The sequence below is a fragment of the Pseudomonas sp. S34 genome (assembly GCF_009866745.1).
Classification (GTDB): domain Bacteria; phylum Pseudomonadota; class Gammaproteobacteria; order Pseudomonadales; family Pseudomonadaceae; genus Aquipseudomonas; species Aquipseudomonas jessenii.
This window is the reverse complement of the sequence record NZ_CP019398.1, coordinates 3,922,704-3,938,783: the sequence shown is the minus strand read 5'-3', so window position 1 is coordinate 3,938,783 and position 16,080 is coordinate 3,922,704. Positions and strand designations below refer to the sequence as shown.

Annotated in this window: 18 protein-coding genes; 10 read left to right on the top strand and 8 right to left on the bottom strand. The window is 61.8% G+C overall.

What is annotated here, in order from left to right; translation table 11 throughout:
• Window positions 1–2: 2 nt before the first annotated feature.
• Both betA and PspS34_RS17570 read left to right on the top strand, forming a co-directional pair.
• Window positions 3–1,691, top strand: coding sequence for a choline dehydrogenase (gene betA, locus PspS34_RS17575; RefSeq protein WP_154861325.1), 1,689 nt, complete (start codon window positions 3–5; stop codon window positions 1,689–1,691).
• Window positions 1,692–1,902: 211 nt separating this feature from the next.
• On the top strand, window positions 1,903–2,361 hold the full coding sequence (locus tag PspS34_RS17570; protein WP_150814720.1) for a GNAT family N-acetyltransferase: 459 nt from the start codon (window positions 1,903–1,905) through the stop codon (window positions 2,359–2,361).
• A gap of 1 nt (window position 2,362) precedes the next feature.
• Here PspS34_RS17570 and PspS34_RS17565 read toward each other — a convergent pair whose 3' ends face one another.
• Window positions 2,363–2,680, bottom strand: a complete 318-nt coding sequence (locus tag PspS34_RS17565; RefSeq protein ID WP_102670496.1) for an NIPSNAP family protein — start codon at window positions 2,678–2,680, stop codon at window positions 2,363–2,365.
• 230 nt (window positions 2,681–2,910) lie between these two features.
• Between PspS34_RS17565 and PspS34_RS17560 the strand changes: the two genes are divergently transcribed.
• The 4 genes from PspS34_RS17560 (at window position 2,911) to PspS34_RS17545 (ending at window position 5,366) form a co-directional block, all read left to right on the top strand.
• Entirely contained in the window at window positions 2,911–3,573 is a 663-nt protein-coding gene (locus PspS34_RS17560; protein WP_154861324.1) for an ATPase, read from the top strand.
• 67 nt (window positions 3,574–3,640) lie between these two features.
• Complete coding sequence (locus PspS34_RS17555) at window positions 3,641–3,979, top strand: hypothetical protein (protein ID WP_057714212.1); 339 nt, start codon at window positions 3,641–3,643, stop codon at window positions 3,977–3,979.
• Window positions 3,980–4,297: 318 nt separating this feature from the next.
• Window positions 4,298–4,741, top strand: coding sequence for an arsenate reductase ArsC (locus PspS34_RS17550; RefSeq protein ID WP_150814771.1), 444 nt, complete (start codon window positions 4,298–4,300; stop codon window positions 4,739–4,741).
• A gap of 235 nt (window positions 4,742–4,976) precedes the next feature.
• Complete coding sequence (locus tag PspS34_RS17545; protein WP_154861323.1) at window positions 4,977–5,366, top strand: cytochrome c family protein; 390 nt, start codon at window positions 4,977–4,979, stop codon at window positions 5,364–5,366.
• On the opposite strand, the gene PspS34_RS17540 is transcribed toward PspS34_RS17545, so the two are convergent.
• Window positions 5,367–6,242, bottom strand: a complete 876-nt coding sequence (locus PspS34_RS17540; protein ID WP_154861322.1) for a LysR substrate-binding domain-containing protein — start codon at window positions 6,240–6,242, stop codon at window positions 5,367–5,369.
• A gap of 134 nt (window positions 6,243–6,376) precedes the next feature.
• Here PspS34_RS17540 and PspS34_RS17535 point away from each other — a divergent pair, with 134 nt between their 5' ends.
• The 4 genes from PspS34_RS17535 to PspS34_RS17520 are packed head-to-tail and all read left to right on the top strand — an operon-like array spanning window position 6,377 to window position 10,617.
• Window positions 6,377–7,429, top strand: a complete 1,053-nt coding sequence (locus PspS34_RS17535) for an agmatine deiminase family protein (RefSeq protein ID WP_154861321.1) — start codon at window positions 6,377–6,379, stop codon at window positions 7,427–7,429.
• 4 nt (window positions 7,430–7,433) lie between these two features.
• Complete coding sequence (gene aguB, locus PspS34_RS17530) at window positions 7,434–8,342, top strand: N-carbamoylputrescine amidase (RefSeq protein WP_057714218.1); 909 nt, start codon at window positions 7,434–7,436, stop codon at window positions 8,340–8,342.
• 1 nt (window position 8,343) lies between these two features.
• Window positions 8,344–9,444 (top strand): extracellular solute-binding protein, encoded by a 1,101-nt coding sequence (locus tag PspS34_RS17525; protein WP_154861320.1) that lies wholly within the window; start codon window positions 8,344–8,346, stop codon window positions 9,442–9,444.
• A 48-nt stretch (window positions 9,445–9,492) separates the two neighbouring features.
• The gene (locus PspS34_RS17520; RefSeq protein WP_154861319.1) at window positions 9,493–10,617 is read left to right on the top strand and encodes an agmatine deiminase family protein; all 1,125 of its coding nucleotides are present in this window, start codon (window positions 9,493–9,495) and stop codon (window positions 10,615–10,617) included.
• 149 nt (window positions 10,618–10,766) lie between these two features.
• On the opposite strand, the gene PspS34_RS17515 is transcribed toward PspS34_RS17520, so the two are convergent.
• The 6 genes from PspS34_RS17515 to PspS34_RS17490 all read right to left on the bottom strand — a co-directional run bounded on the left by PspS34_RS17515 (window position 10,767) and on the right by PspS34_RS17490 (window position 16,079).
• Window positions 10,767–11,195 carry a nuclear transport factor 2 family protein gene (locus PspS34_RS17515; protein ID WP_154861318.1) on the bottom strand — a complete coding sequence of 143 codons (429 nt, stop codon included), beginning with the start codon at window positions 11,193–11,195 and terminating at the stop codon, window positions 10,767–10,769.
• Window positions 11,188–11,931, bottom strand: a complete 744-nt coding sequence (locus PspS34_RS17510) for an SGNH/GDSL hydrolase family protein (RefSeq protein ID WP_154861317.1) — start codon at window positions 11,929–11,931, stop codon at window positions 11,188–11,190. The genes PspS34_RS17515 and PspS34_RS17510 overlap by 8 nt, the downstream gene beginning before the upstream one ends.
• A 6-nt stretch (window positions 11,932–11,937) precedes the next feature.
• Window positions 11,938–12,510 carry a chorismate mutase gene (locus PspS34_RS17505; RefSeq protein ID WP_154861316.1) on the bottom strand — a complete coding sequence of 191 codons (573 nt, stop codon included), beginning with the start codon at window positions 12,508–12,510 and terminating at the stop codon, window positions 11,938–11,940.
• A gap of 81 nt (window positions 12,511–12,591) precedes the next feature.
• Window positions 12,592–12,882, bottom strand: a complete 291-nt coding sequence (locus tag PspS34_RS17500; protein ID WP_057714224.1) for a hypothetical protein — start codon at window positions 12,880–12,882, stop codon at window positions 12,592–12,594.
• A gap of 320 nt (window positions 12,883–13,202) precedes the next feature.
• The gene (locus PspS34_RS17495; RefSeq protein WP_154862436.1) at window positions 13,203–14,756 is read right to left on the bottom strand and encodes an amino acid permease; all 1,554 of its coding nucleotides are present in this window, start codon (window positions 14,754–14,756) and stop codon (window positions 13,203–13,205) included.
• A 162-nt stretch (window positions 14,757–14,918) separates the two neighbouring features.
• On the bottom strand, window positions 14,919–16,079 hold the full coding sequence (locus PspS34_RS17490; RefSeq protein WP_154862435.1) for an iron-containing alcohol dehydrogenase: 1,161 nt from the start codon (window positions 16,077–16,079) through the stop codon (window positions 14,919–14,921).
• Between the last annotated feature and the right edge of the window lies 1 nt (window position 16,080).

Below are 16,080 nucleotides of genomic sequence, written 5' to 3'. Positions count from 1 at the left end.
CCATGGCTACGCAAAAATACGACTACATCATCATTGGCGCAGGCTCGGCAGGTTGTGTGTTGGCCAACCGCCTGAGCGAAGACCCGGCCACCTCGGTGCTGGTCCTGGAATTCGGCGGCAGTGACAAGAGCGTAGTGATCCAGATGCCGAGCGCATTCTCGATCCCGATGAACACCAAGAAGTACAACTGGCGCTACGAAACCGAGCCGGAGACCCACCTCAACGGCCGGCGCATTCACTGCCCACGGGGCAAGGTGCTGGGCGGCTCTTCGTCGATCAATGGCCTTGTGTACATCCGTGGCCATGCACTGGACTTTGACGAGTGGGAATCCCTGGGTGCTGAAGGCTGGGGCTATCGCAACTGCCTGCCGTACTTCAAGCGCGCCGAGAGCTACGAGTCGGGTGGTGATAGCTATCGCGGGCAAACCGGGCCGCTGCACACCACCAACGGCAATCACATGAAAAACCCGCTGTACGGTGCCTGGGTCGAAGCCGGCGCGGAAGCTGGCTACATCAAGACCGAAGACTGCAACGGCTACATGCAGGAAGGTTTCGGTGCCATGCACATGACTGTGAAGAACGGTGTGCGCTGCTCCACGGCCAACGCCTATCTGCGCCCGGCCATGGGCCGTCCGAACCTGACGGTGATCACCCATGCGATGACGCGCCAGGTCATCCTCGAAGGCAAGCGTGCGGTGGGGGTCATGTATGACCACGGCGGCCAGACCCACCAGGTGTATTGCAACCGCGAAGTGCTGATCTCGTCCGGGCCGATCGGTTCGCCGCACCTGCTGCAACGCTCGGGCATCGGCCCGGCGGACGTCCTGCGCAAGGCCGGGATCGGCGTACGCCATGACCTGCCGGGGGTAGGGGAGAACCTGCAGGATCACGCCGAGGTGTACATCCAGTTCGGTTGCAAGGAGCCGGTGACCCTCAACAGCAAGATGGATCCGCTGAGCAAGCTGATGATCGGTCTGCGCTGGCTGCTGTTCAAGGACGGCCTGGGCGCCACCAACCACTTCGAGGCCGGTGGATTCATCCGCTCCGAGAAGGGCCTGCGCTGGCCGGACATCCAGTTTCACTTCCTGCCGGCAGCGATGCGCTACGACGGCAACAAGCCGATCAAGGGCCACGGCTTCATGGTGCTCACCGGGCCGAACAAACCGAAAAGTCGTGGTTACGTGCGGGTGCGCTCGGCCGACCCTTACGAGCATCCGGAAATCCGCTTCAACTATCTGGAGCGGGAAGAGGACCGCGAAGGTTTCCGCCGCTGCATCCGCCTGACCCGCGAGATCATCGGCCAGAAAGCCATGGACCGCTTCCGCGACGGCGAAATCGCCCCGGGGGCGCAAGTAACCAGCGATGAAGACCTCGACGCGTTCGTGCGCGACAACCTGGAAAGCACCTACCATCCGTGCGGTTCGTGCCGCATGGGCGAGGACGACATGGCGGTGGTCGATTCCGAGTTGCGCGTGCGTGGTATCGCCGGTCTGCGGGTGATCGATTCGTCGGTGTTCCCGACCGAGCCGAACGGCAACCTCAATGCGCCGACCATCATGCTCGCCGAGCGGGCATCCGACCTGGTGCGTGGCGTGCAGATGTTGCTGTCGGCGGATGTGCCGGTGGGGCTGGTCGAGGGCTGGGAAAGCAGCCAGCGTACTTCGCTGCCGGGGCGTAATGTGCGGGTCTGACCGCAATCCGCAATCCAATGTGGGAGCCTAATGTGGGAGCGGGCTTGCTCGCGAAAGCGGCGTGTCATTCAACATTTATGTCGACTGACACGGCCTCTTCGCGAGCAAGCCCGCTCCCACAGTAGGCGGCGGTGTTTTCAGAAAATTTTACGTCGCTGTTGCCTCGCCATTGCTAGTCTGTAATTCCTTGAGACCGCAATGGAGCACCCTCATGGCTATTCAGGCCCTGCGCGCCGACGCATCGCACATCGACCAGATCGCCCCTTTGTTTGACGCCTACCGGATGTTCTACAAGCAGCCGTCGAACCTTTCGCAATCGCGCGCCTTTATCGCCGAGCGCCTCGCCCGGGATGAATCGGTGATTTTTCTTGCCCGGGACAGCGATGGTGAAAACCTCGGCTTCGTCCAGCTGTTCCCGACCTTTTCCTCGATCGACGCCCATCGCACCTGGCTGCTCGGTGACCTGTTCACCACGCCCGCCGCCCGGGGCAAAGGCGTCGGCACCTTGCTGATGAACACCGCCCGGGATTTTGCGAAGCTGGCCGGTGGCAAAGGCATGACCCTGGAAACCGCCACCGACAACGTCACCGCCCAGCGTCTGTATGAATCCCTGGGCTGGGTGCGCGACCCCGGTTATTACACCTATTGCCTGGATCTGCAAAAAGGCTGACTCAGCGCGCCTGCTCGCCAAACACCGGCCGCATGAATGAACGCTCGTAGCTGAGGATGAATTTCTTCTCCTCGGCGTACTTGAAGGCCGCGATGCACTCTGGATCGTTCATCGACTGCTGCCGGTAATGCTCGTACGCCGCCAGGCTGGGGAAGGTGAACAGCGCCAGGGCGATGTTGTTGGCGCCCTCCGACGGCAAAAAGTAGCCATGGTGCTGGCCGCCGAACTTTTCCACCAGGGGAATCCACATCTTGCCGTAGTGCTCGAAAGCGTCGAGCTGGTAGGGGTCGAGCACGTATTTCAGGTAGCAAGTGACCATTTTTTCGTTCCTTGATCAGGTTTTGAGGGCAGTCGCCACTGTAATGAACAGTGGGCGTGCGGCACAGCCGCTTGTTCGACATTGACCGGTAATTTTGCGCCAAAGGCAGCTACTGGCGCCGCAGCACTATTGGTTCAGTCAATAGTCACCATCAAGAATCGCAAGTTCTGTTTTTTGCGCAAAGGCGGAAAATTGCCTGCATTGAACACGCTGCTCAAGGAACCTGCGCGATGAAAATCTTGACCCGACTGGCTGTGATTGCCCTGTTGCTGGGCAGCGTTGCGTCCACCGCATCGGCCTTTGCCGAAGATGCACGCGCCTGCCATCTGCCGCCGATCACCGGCGGTCACAGCGGGCTGCAATACGGTCAGACGGTCGGGGTGCTCTACAGCGACAACACTGTGGAAAACCTGCAATACCTTGAGCAATACCACTCGGTGGCCGTCAACGGTGCGAAAAACGCACTGGATACGCGGATTCGCCAGGCGTTCGTCAACAGTTCCGATCCGGACCTGGCCATCGACTGGCTGATGGGTTCGTTGCACCACACTTTTCTGTCGGTGACGGTCTACGAAAATCTCGATGCCCTGGTGCAGGCCCATCCCGATGTGGTGGTGATGCTCGATACCCACAATCAGTTGCTGACTCAGCGTAACGACCGGGTCGAGGCGCGTTTCGCCGCGCGGTTCTACGACGCCAACCTGCAGTACATCGGCAAGGCCGAAGGCGCGGTGGAAAAACAACTGCCGTCGGTATGGGTGCATGACAAGACCGCGCCCGAGATCGCCGCGCAAATCGAACAGCAACGCGACCTGCAACTGACCGCGCTGAAACAGTTCGATGCATCGTTGAAGGCGCTGGTAACCGCCGGATTGACCGCAACAACAAATTAACAAGCCCGACGCCCATTGAGCGGCGGGCAACCCGATCCACCGTGGATTTCTATTCAGGACCTGATTCATGCGCACTGTTTTTGCCCCGACCCTGGCCTTCGCTTCGCTGCTGCTGGCCGGTTGTGCCACGCCGAATGATCCGACCATGACCTTGCAGACCAGCAAGTCGCCGGAGGAGTACACCCATTGCGTGGTGCCGAAGTTGCAGCACGATGCGCTCAACCCAACGGTGTCGCAGACCCAGCGCAGCTACCGGATCGTCGTATCAAGCAAAGTGTCGGCGGACAACGTGCTTGAAACCTATAAAGCCTCGAACGGCGGCAAGGTATTCCTGTACGAGCGCAAGCTGCTGGCGTCGACCTTCGTGCCGTCGACGTTCGAGCGTGCGGCGCAGGAGTGTTTGTAAGGGCAATTTCAGGCAAAAAAAAGCTGCCGGGACTGGCAGCGGAAAGTTAAAGCACGCATTGGATGGACTGAGTATGGCGCTCGGTTCATGACGATTCGATGACAGCTTGATGGCCATCCATCAGGATGCCGAAAATCCTGCCACTGTTGTGGTGTGGCTCAGAACTCCAGGCCTGTCATCCGGGTGTCATCAAAGCAATGGCAAGATCCTCGCAATCCGTCTTGAGTGCCCCGGTGGCCGTCTGAACCGGGTCTGCGGTTTGGCGTTCTGCATGGATTGATGAGCAAACACTAAAAACCTGCCAGCCGAGGAAAACCCATGACCGACCCCCGTCGCGTGCTGTTCGTCTGCGCCCGAAACGATGTCCGCTCACCCATGGCTGAAGCCCTGCTTCGCCACACCGATCCTGCCGATTTCCAGGCCTTCAGCGCCGGGCTTGAGGCCAGCGAGATCGACCCGCGCACATTCGAATCCCTCGATCACATCGGTGTCGATGCCAGCGGCTTGCGCAGCAAGTCCCTCGAAGATTTCGAAGGTCAGGAATTCGACTACGTCATCACCCTGTGCGACAAGTCTTGCGAAGAGGCCTCACGCATGCCGTTTACCGGTGAAGTGATGGTCTGGAGCTTCGAAGACCCGACCACCAGCGAAAGACACGACCCGTTCCGCCATACCCTCCAGGAAATCGGCGACCGCATCAAAATGTTCGTCACCGTGAAAACCCGCCCCATGCCCCAGGCGCCGTCAGTCAGCGACTCCTGAAACCCCTCGAACACCGTCTACCCTCATCGGTCACAACCATCATGATGAGCACAGGTCCCCTGTGGGAGCGGGCTTGCTCGCGAAGAGGCCTCCACATTCAACATCGTAGGTGGCTGGACTACTGCTTTCGCGAGCAAGCCCGCTCCCACAGGGATTGCGTCCATTTGACCACTTGGGATATCCCCGACCCGCATGTTCCAATAGCCATCCGGCAACACCCGACTGGAAACGGAACATGAAAAAACTCGCAGCACTGACCCTCGCCTCGGCGCTCACCGCGGGCCTGTTCAGCACACCCATCCTTGCTGCAGGCGATGTCCAGGCCGGGGAGAAAGTGTACAAGCGCCTCTGCAGCGGCTGCCATCAGATCGGTGAATCGGCTCGTGCCTTCTTTGGTCCGCAACTCAACGGCGTGATCGGTCGCCATTCCGCCGTCACCACGGACTACGTGTATTCCGATGCGATGAAATCCGCCAACCTGGTCTGGGACCGCGAAACCCTGATCGCCTACCTTGAGGCGCCGAAGAAAGTCGTGCCCGGCACCCGCATGATTTTCTGGGGCCTCAGCGACCCGGAAAAAATCGAAGACCTGCTGGCCTACCTGCAAACTTTCCCGGCGCAATGATCACGCCGCGGTCTGCTGCTCGGCCGCCAGGTTGTCGACCAGCCACTGGGTAAAGGCCCGCGCCATCGGGATGTTCTCGCTGTCACGGTGGGTCAGCAGCGCCCAGTTCGGGCCGCGGATGGTTTGCTCCACCATCGGCTGCAACAGCCCGGTGGCCCGTGCCTGCCGACTCAGCAACTGGCTCACCAGCGCAATGCCCAGTCCGGTACAGGCTGCGTCCAGCAGCAAACCCGGATCGGAAAAATTCAGCCCCTGATCCATCTGCCCCACATCTATGCCCGATTCCACCGCCCAGTGGCTCCAGTCCATTTCCCGCTCGCCATGCAAGGTGGTGCGCTGTTCCACGGGCACGGCCAACAGGCTCGGGTGACACGCCGGGTAGAGGCGGTCGGCGTGCAGCACCTTGAAACTGCATTCGGCCTGGGAGCTGATGTCGTCGCGCACCGCCAGGTCGATGGTCTGGCTGGCCATGTCCGGCACTTCATCGGTGCTGAAAATCCACAGATCGACCTGCGGATGCAGCCGGCGGAAATCCCCCAGGCGCGGCAACAACCAGTGCCGGGCAAACGCCGGGGTGGTGTTGAGCACCAGTTGATTGGGCTTCTGGTATTGCCCCAAGCGGCGAATGCCCACCGCCAGTTGCTGCAACAACGCCTGGGTGGTGCTCAGCAGATCGTGCCCGGCATCGGTCAGGCTGACGCTGCGCCCGCTGCGATGGAACAACGGTTGTTCCAGGTAGGCCTCAAGGCTGCGGATCTGCTGGCTGATCGCCGATTGGGTGAGGTGCAACTCGTCGGCAGCCTTGTGAAAACTGCCCAGCCGGGCGGCGGCTTCGAAGCCGCGCAGGGTGCTCAGGGGCGGCCAGTGTTTGAGCATATCGATAAGTTCCTCTAATCAGTTGTCTGCAAAATCCATCGTTTGTTTGCCCGTTTTTACAGCCGTAGCATGCATGCCAAGACCGCCAAGGCCGTTTTCATTGAACACAATGACTTAACTCAGAGGTGCTTGTCATGCAGCAGAACGTAATTCAAAACAGCGGTTGGACGATGCCGGCCGAGTGGGTCACTCACGCCGCCACCTGGATGGTCTGGCCGCACAACAAGACCCTGTGGGAGTCAGGCTGGCGGGTGACACTGCCACAGGTTCAAGAAGATTTCGCCCGCGTGGCCAACGCCATCGCCCGCTTCGAACCGGTGAAACTGGTGGTCGATCCTTCAGCCGTCGCCAGCGCCAAGGCGTTGTGCGGGCCGAACATCGAGTTGATCGAACTGGCGGTCAACGACAGCTGGTGCCGCGACTCCGGCCCGAGCTTCGTCTGCCACCCGCAGCAAGGCCTGGCCGGTGTGAGCTGGCGCTTCAATGCGTGGGGTGGCAAGTCGGCCCACGATCTGGACGAAAGCCTGGCCCGCCGTGCGCTCAACCATTTGGGGCTGGAGTGCTTCGGCACGGCGTTGAGCAATGAGGGTGGCGCGATTCATGTGGACGGCGAGGGCACGCTGATCACCACCGAATCGGTGTTGCTCAACCCCAATCGCAACCCGGGCGTGAGCAAGGCCGAGATCGAAGAGATCTTCACCCGACTGCTGGGCGTGAAGAAAACCATCTGGCTGCCGGGCGATCCGGACTACGTGACCGGCGACATGACCGACGGCCACGTCGATGGCGTGTGCGCCTTTGCCCGTCCCGGCGTGTTGCTGGTGGACGCCACCCACGACAAGCAATCGGTGTACGCCGAAGTGGCCCGGGAGAACCGCCGCGCCCTTGAACTGGCCACCGACGCCCAGGGCCGCCAGTTCGAACTGATCGAACTGTTCGAAGCCACCGATGCAGTGGACACCGAGGCCGAAGTGTTCTGCGCCTCCTACACCAATTTCTATATCGCCAACGGCGCGATCATCATGCCGGCCTACGGCATCGATGCCGACAAGGTCGCTGCCGAAGTGCTGGCGCAGGCGTTCCCCGGTCGTGAAGTGGTGCCGGTGCGGATCAACCATCTGGCCCATGGTGGTGGCGGTGTGCATTGCATCACCCAGCAACAGCCGGCCTGGCCGGTGCGGGGTTGATGCCATGACACTGCTGACCATCGCCACCACCCAGATGCCCTGCACCTGGGACCTGAAACACAACCTCGACCAGGCCGAGCAACTGGTCCGCGAAGCGGCGGCCAAGGGCGCGCAGGTCATCCTGTTGCAGGAGCTGTTCGCCACGCCGTATTTCTGCATCGAGCAACACCACAAACACCTGGCACTGGCCGAGGAGTATCGCGAAAGCCACGTGCTCCAGCGCTTCGCCGCATTGGCGAAAGAGTTGGGCGTGGTGCTGCCGTTGAGCTGGTATGAGAAGGCCGGCAACGCCTACTTCAACTCACTGAGCGTGGCCGACGCCGACGGGCGCCTGTTGGGTGTGTACCGCAAGACCCACATCCCCAACGCCATCGGCTATCAGGAGAAAGAATACTTCAGCCCCGGCGACAGCGGTTTCCGGGTCTGGGACACCGCGTTCGGGCGCATCGGCCTGGGCATCTGCTGGGATCAGTGGTTCCCCGAAACCGCTCGCTGCCTGGCGTTGATGGGGGCCGAAGTGCTGCTGTTCCCGACGGCCATCGGCTCCGAACCGGGTTGTGCCACTCTCGATTCCCGGGATCACTGGCAGATGACCATGCGCGGCCACGCCGCCGCCAACCTGCTGCCGGTGGTGGCGGCCAACCGGGTCGGCCGGGAAGCGGCGACCACCGACCCGACTCTGCAAATGAGCTTCTATGGCTCGTCGTTCATCTGCAACCACAAGGGCAAGTTACTCGCCGAAGCCGACCGTGACAGCACCGGCGTGCTGGTCCACAGCCTGGACCTGGCGGCCATGCGCGAGGACCGCCTGACCTGGGGTATCTACCGCGATCGCCGTCCGGAAATGTACGGCGCCTTGTTGACCCAGGACGGTCGTCAGATCCATTCACGCTGGGCAACCCAAGGGGTGTGACATGAACACGATCAACAAGCTGTGCCTGGCCATGGGGCTGGCGCTGAGCTGTGCGGTGCCTGCGTTGCACGCCGAAGAGAAAACCCTGCGGCTGTACAACTGGGCCGACTATTTCGCCGAGGACACCTTGAGCAAGTTCACCGCCGAAACCGGGATCAAAGTGATCTACGACGTGATGGACGGCAGTGAAACCCTGGAAGCGAAAATGCTCGCTGGCGGCAGTGGCTACGACCTGATCTTCCCCGGTGACACCGTGGCCGAACGCCTGATGCGCGCCGGCAGTTTGCAGCCCTTGGATCAGTCAAAACTTACTGCTCTGAACGACGTCGAGCCAGGGTTGCAGAAATTGCGCTCGCACTACGAGCAGTCGCGCCAGGCCACGATCCCGTACACCTGGGGCACCATCGGCCTGACCTACAACGCCGGGCAGATTGCCCAGCGTGCGCCGGATGCGCCGGTCGACAGCCTGGACATGCTGTTCAAGCCGGAACTGGCGGCGAAATTCGCCGACTGCGGCATCTCGATGATCGACTCGCCGGACGAAGTGCTGGCCGTGGTGCTCAATTACCTGGGCCGCGACCCGCGGAGCGCCAAACCGGCGGACCTGGCGGCGGCCAGTGACTTGCTGATGAAACTGCGGCCGTACATTCGCAAGTTCCAGTCGCAACCGGTGACCGACCTGGTCAACGGCAACCTGTGCATGTCCCTCGGCTACAGCGGCGACATGACCCAGGCGCAACGCACGTCTGACGGCGCTGGCAAGAAAACCGCCTTCCACTACCGCATCCCCCGCGAAGGCACCACGGTGTGGATGGACACCATGGCCATTCCCGTCGACGCCCGGCATCCGGAGTACGCCTACGCGTTCATCAACTTCGTGATGCGCCCGCAAAACATGGCAGCCATCAGCAACTTCACCGGCTACCCGACCTCCAACGCCAAGGCACGCCCGGATGTCGATGCCGCGATGCGCAACAACCCGGACATCTACCTCGATGATGCCACCTACGCGCGGCTGATTCCCGGCAAGGACATTCCCCAGGCCGACATGCGGGCACGCATGCGCACCTGGACCAAGTTCAAGACCGCTACAGTCAAATGATCATCGGCCGGCCCGAGGGCCGGCCAAACCTCGATTTCAGGAAATCACATGCCGACACGTCGAACATTCATCAAGCAGGTATCGGTCGCTGCCGGACTGGGCGCGCTGGCGTCCATGGGATTGGGCTTTGCCTCCCAGCCGGTGCGAGCGGCCGGTAAAGGCAACTGGTACATGCCCGATGAAGGGGACAAACACCAGCGGGCCTTCATCGCTTTCGGGGCACAGGCCGCGATCTGGGAGGACTTCACGCCCCATGTGCAAGACGCCCTTGGCCGGATCGCCCGCAGCATTGCCGAACACGAGCCGGTCACCGTGTTCTGTCGCCAGAGCGAACGGCGCCTGGCCGAAGCCAAATGCGGCAGCCACAACACCACCTTCGTGATCACCGAACTGGACGACATCTGGATGCGCGACATCGGCGCCAATTTTGTCGTCGACGGAAGCGGCGGCCTTGCTGCCGTGGACTTCAACTTCAACGGCTGGGGCAACAAACAGCAGCATGCGGACGATGCGCAACTGGCCGCCCTGGTCGCCGAAAACGCCAAGGCGGATTACCAGCAAAGCGAACTGGTGGGCGAGGGCGGTGGCATCGAAGTGGATGGCCACGGCACCGGGATCATGACCGAAAGCAGCTGGATCAACCGCAACCGCAATCCCGACTGGAGCAAGGCCGAGGTCGAGGCAGAGCTGAAAGAGCGTCTGGGGCTGCGCAAAATCATCTGGCTACCAGGCATCAAGGGCAAGGACATCACCGACGCCCACGTCGATTTCTATGCGCGCTTCGTCAAGCCCGGCGTGGTCATCGCTAACCTCGACAATGACCCCGAGTCCTACGACTACAAGGTCACTCGCGCCCATCTGCAGATCCTGGAAAACGCCACGGATGCCGATGGCCGCAAGTTGCAGGTGCATACCGTGTCGCCGCCACTCAACCCGCGCAACAGCCGGTTCAGCAAGGACAACCCGGATTTCGCCGCCGGCTACATCAACTACTTCGTGATCAATGGCGCGATCATCGCACCGCAATTCGGCGACGAAGAAGCCGATGCCAAGGCCTTCGACCTGCTGTCCGAACTCTACCCGCAGCGCAAGGTGGTGCAACTCGACATCGACGCGATCTCTGCAGGCGGTGGAGGGATTCACTGCGTGACCAGCCACCAGCCGATGGTTTAACGGTTTGCCCCTGATTTCAGGTTAAACACAAATCCTGTGGGAGCGGGCTTGCTCGCGAAAGCGGAGTGTCAGTCAACATCTTTATCGACTGGTTCGCCGCCTTCGCGAGCAAGCCCGCTCCCACAGGGATTTTTGGTGAGTCAGGTAAGTCAGGCCTTGCTGGCCTTCAGGTAAGCCCCCAACCGTCGCCCCATTTCCTCACCCAGCGCCTGCAAGCCACTGAGCGGCCGCACCATCACTTCAAACTCGACAATCTTGCCCTGTTCGTTGAAGCGGATCATGTCGATACCCTTCAGCTCTTTCTCGCCGACCCTGGCGCTGAATTCGAGAATCACGCTCAAGCCATCCGCCGTCGTCAGCTCACGGTGATAGGCAAAATCCTCGAACACGTCCATGACCGTATTGAGGATCATCGACACCACCGGCGCTCCCGGATACGGCGTGTGCGCCATCGGCGAACGGAACACCGCCTGCGGATCGAGCATTTCGGGCAAACCGCTCAAGTCGCGGTTGTCGAGCATCGCGTGCCACTGCTTCAGGGACGCTGCGACATTGGGGTTCAGTTTCAGCTCAGACATCTTCAACTCCTGTTTTTATTGTTGTGGTGCGAAAGCGTTGGTCGATCACCCTGGCGGCATCGTCGGCCCATTGACGGTAGAGCAGCGGCCCCGGATGAAAACCATCACTGGCCATCAGGCCCGGTTCGGGCGCCAGCGGGGTGGTCAGCATCGTACATTGATCCAGGCGTGCGGCCAGATCCGCAAGATGTGCATTGAACTGCCGCGCCCTGAAACCCAGAAACCAGCGCAGCGGCTGGGGCAGCGCGGGGAACAAATGCATCGGCGGAAGCGGCGACACCACAATCTGCCTCACCGCGTATTTATCGCACAGCAGCGCCATCAAGCGCCGTTGCCGAGCGAGCCACTGATCCAGGGTGAGAGAGCTGGTGACATCGTTGACACCAATCGACAACAGCGCCACATCGAACGGCTCGGGGGCGTGCTGTTCGAGCAGCTCCAGCAACCCTTGTGAATCCAGCCCCGAGTGCGCCCAGAGTTTCCACGACAACTGGTAATCATCGGCCAGGCGCGCGACCAGCCGACCACTGAGGGCTTCACCTTGAGTCGCCGCACCCACCCCCGCTGCGGCGCTGTCGCCGACAATCAACAAGCGCAGCACGTCACCGCTACCAGCCTCGCCCTGGCGGTCACCTTCGGCCTCCGGCAACTTGGGCGTCACCCGCCGCGTATACAGGCCCTGTACCAGCAATAACGGGCCGAGCAGGATTTTGGCGAGGGTTTCAATGTGGCTCATTTGACGTTATCGCCCTGCAATACACAGCTCCCCGGTCGCACGAATCATCGCCTGGCCATGCAAATAATCCTTGATCAGCGCGGAACGTTCGGTGGCCAGCCATTGCGGGCAGTTCGGGTCGTTGCGGTAGGGCAGGAACGCGGCGTACTGCGTGAGCAGCAGGTTCTGCAGGTTGTCGAGCTTGGGCCGGATGTCGTTGCCCAGGTCTGGCCGTGGCGTGTCCGGTGCCTTGTGCGCCGCTTGCCATTGTGCGAGCCGGCCGTATTGCACCAGTTTGCTGGCTTCAATCTGGGCGGCGATCAGGACGGCGACATCGTCGGGGTCAAGCTGGCGTTCAGCCGCCTGCTTCCTGGCGTTGGCGATGACTTGCGCTTCCCGGGTGTTGTCCTGGACCGGTTTGCCGCTGTCCCACTTGGTCAGCGCCACCAGTTCGCTGATGTTCAACCGCTCATTCATCGTCGCCAGCAAGGGCTGCAAGGCATCGGGCGCCGGGGGTGTCGTGCCGGCCTGGGCGCTGCCAGCGAGCAAACCGAGCAGGGCGCAGGCCAGCCAGTGCGGCAGGCGCAGGGAACGGGGCATGGGCAGAACCTCCTTGGACGCGAAAATCACTCCGGCTTGTGTATCACAAGTGCGGCCAGGGAACGACAGGTTGCGAAAGATTCAGGCCAGCAGCCGTTCAATCTGCGCCAGCTCCCAGGTGCTGAGCAAACTCACCGGGTCGGTGCCGAAGCGCTGCCCGTTGTCGAACACATATTCACGGCCATCGGGGCTTTGGCCGTGCAGGCAGTGGCGCAGGTGACCGGCGTCGACGTCGAGCGTCAGGCGCCAACCGTCGATGTCGACCTGTACATGGTCAGGCTCGCAGGCGTCGTCGACTCGCTTGAAGGTGCAGATGCCTTGAGCGGCATCGCGCAACGGCTGGTAAACCTCGCGGGCGGTGAGGGCGGGCACAGGTGTCTCCGGGGCGGAATCGGGGAGGCACAGGATAGATCATCAGCCTGCAAAAAAGCCCGGAAACGCCAAACAACCTTGTGGGAGCGAGCTTGCTCGCGATTAGGCCGGCACATCCAACATCGATGGCGCCTGACACACCGCCATCGCGAGCAAGCTCGCTCCCACAGGGGAATGCAGCCACCCGCAAATCCCGGAAACGCCAAACAACCTTGTGGGAGCGAGCTTGCTCGCGATTAGGCCGGCACATCCAACATCGATGGCGCCTGACACGCCGCCATCGCGAGCAAGCTCGCTCCCACAGGTTAATCAGCGCTCGTCTATTTCCTGTTCAACGCCGCCTCCGCCGCGGCAATTTCAGCCTGGCGCTTGACGATCATGTCGCCCACCGGCGGCCCCTGGAAGCGCCGGGCTTCAAAACCGAACCAGACGATGGCCGTCAGGATCAGGAAACCGATGGTGATGTACAGCGCCCAATTGTTCGGTGGCTGGATGCCGATGACGAAAATGATGACCATCGACAGGATCGAGAGGATGGCGAACACCGAGTACCAGAAACGCCCCAAGTTCCACGGTCCCATGGTCGGCCACTTCGCCGTCCCAAAGGTAAACAGGCCGAGCGCGATGGGAATGGCGAAGGAGAAGAACAGGAAGATCACCGTGCAGGACACCACGATCGTATAGACCGGCGTTGCCCCGACCGAGATCACCGACGAGCCCCAGTCGAACAGGACGGCGAGGGTGGCACCGGTCCAGATCGCCGCCACCGGGCTTCGAAAGGTCGGCGAAACGGAGGCCAGTGCTTTGGAACAGGGCAGGCCACCGTCCCGGGAGAACGCGAAAATCATCCGTGAAACCGAGGTGACGGTGGCCAGTCCGCAGAGCACCTGCGAGATGAAAATCGCCACGAAAAGCACCAGTTTCAAGGTCGGGTCGACCTGGGTGTTCATGGCCCAGAAAAACACGTTCCAGCCTTGCTTGGCCGCCTCGTCCATGTTCGGCAGCATCAGCACGAACGCGCTGAGCATCAGCCAGCCGAACAGCAACGACCAGACCACCGACATGACCATGCCGCGCGGCACCGACATGGCCGCGTTGCGGGTTTCCTCGGAGGTATGCGCAGAGGCGTCATAGCCGGTGATGGTGTAGATCGGCAACAGCAGGCCGAGCATGAAAACCCAGCCGTTGGAGACCTGCGGCCAGACGCTGCCACCCGCTTCGCCGGAATAGTTGCCGAAGGTCCACAGCCGTGCGAATTCATAGCTGGGTGCCGATATCAGGCAGACGATGGTCAGGGCCAGCGCCGTGGCGAAGATCAGGTAACCTGAGAAGTCAGTGAGTTTGGCGGTCAGGCCGATACCCAAGTGGTTGCACAAGGCCTGCAGGCCGGTGAGGATCGCCAGGAAAATCACCCTGACCGTGGTCGTGTCTTCCATGCCCAGTGCCGGCCCGAAGGCACCGAAAAAGAAGTAATAGGTACCGACGTTGATCGCGCCCAGCACCGTGACCAGCCCCAGCAGGTTGAACCACGCGGTCAGCCATCCGGTGAAGCGGTTACCCAGGATCGAACCCCAGTGGTACAGGCCGCCAGCGGTGGGGTAGGCCGAAGAAATCTGCGCCATGGCCATGGCGAATACCCCGGAGATCAGGCAACCGATTGGCCAGCCGATGCCGATGGATATACCCCCCGCGCCCGAGGTGCCCTGGGCCAGGGAGTTGATGCCACCCGAGAGGATGCAGATGATCGAAAAGGAAATGGCGAAGTTGGAGAAAACGCCCATTCGTCGTGAGAGTTGCTGGGCATAGCCCATGCTGTGCAGCACCTTGACGTCATCGTCGTGCGTTTCGGTGCCCGGCTGGCTTGCTGGGTTCATGATGTGTGCCCCTTTTCAGGTTTTGGACAGGCCGAACTAAGCCGCCGTAGGCTCGACCTTGGTTTTCTGTAGGAGCGAGCTTGCTCGCGATGAACGTCAACGATGACGCGGGGAGCCTGACACCCCGCGTCATCCTCAAGTCCATCGCGAGCAGGCTCGCTCCTACAGACGGCCGTGAAGTGCCGCGTCGAAAATCTTTGCCACGCCGTCCCGGGTCAATGGCAGCGGGTTGCCGCCAGCGGAAGGGTCGACAATCGCCATGTCGGCGATCAGGTCGGCCTGCCGGCCATCCACGCCCAGTTCAACCAGGGTATGGGGCACGCCGATGTCCTTGCGCAGCTTGAGGACGAAGGCCAGGAAACTGTCGAACCCCGGGGAGGGCAGGCGCAGGTACGCCGCCAGGCGGGTGATGCGCTCCTCGATGGCCGAGCGATTGAAGTGCAGGACATAGGGCATGAAGGTGGCATTGGTCATGCCGTGATGGGTGTCATACAACGCACCCACCGGATGGGAGAGCGCATGCATCCCGCCCAGGCCTTTCTGGAATGCCGTGGCGCCCATGGCCGCCGCCGCGAGCATTTGTGCGCGGGCCTCAAGGTCCGACGGCGTGTGTACCGCCTTCACCAGTGAGTTGGCCACCAGGCGCATGCCTTCCACGGCAATGCCATCGGCCAGGGGGTGAAAGCCGGGGGCGCAGTACGCTTCCAGGCAATGGGACAGCGCGTCCATGCCGGTGCCTGCGGTGATTTTGGCGGGCATGCCGACGGTGAGGGCCGGATCGCTGATCACCACGCGGGGCATCATTTTCGGGTGGAAGATGATGCGTTTGGTGTGGGTGCGCTCGTCGATGATCACCGCCGCACGGCCGACTTCGGAACCGGTTCCCGCCGTGGTCGGCACGGCAATGACCGGGGCGATGCGGCTGTCGTCGGCGCGGGTCCAGTAGTCGCCGATGTCTTCGAAGTCCCAGACCGGACGGGTCTGGCCGCTCATGAAGGCAATGAGCTTGCCCATGTCCAGGCCACTGCCGCCGCCGAACGCGATCACACCATCGTGCTGGCCGGCACGCCAGGCATCGAGCCCGCCGGCCAGATTGGCTTCCACCGGATTGGGCTTGAGGTCACAAAACAGCGCCACGCCAAGACCGGCGGCGCGCAATGCGTCCAGTGCCGCCGTGGTGATCGGTGCGCGCGCCAGGCCGCTGTCGGTCACGAGCAAAGGTCGCTGGATACCCTGGCTGCGACAGACCTCGGCCAGTTCGGCGATGCGCCCGACACCGAAACGAACGCTTGTGGGGTAGCTCCAGTTTCCTGTCAGGTTCATG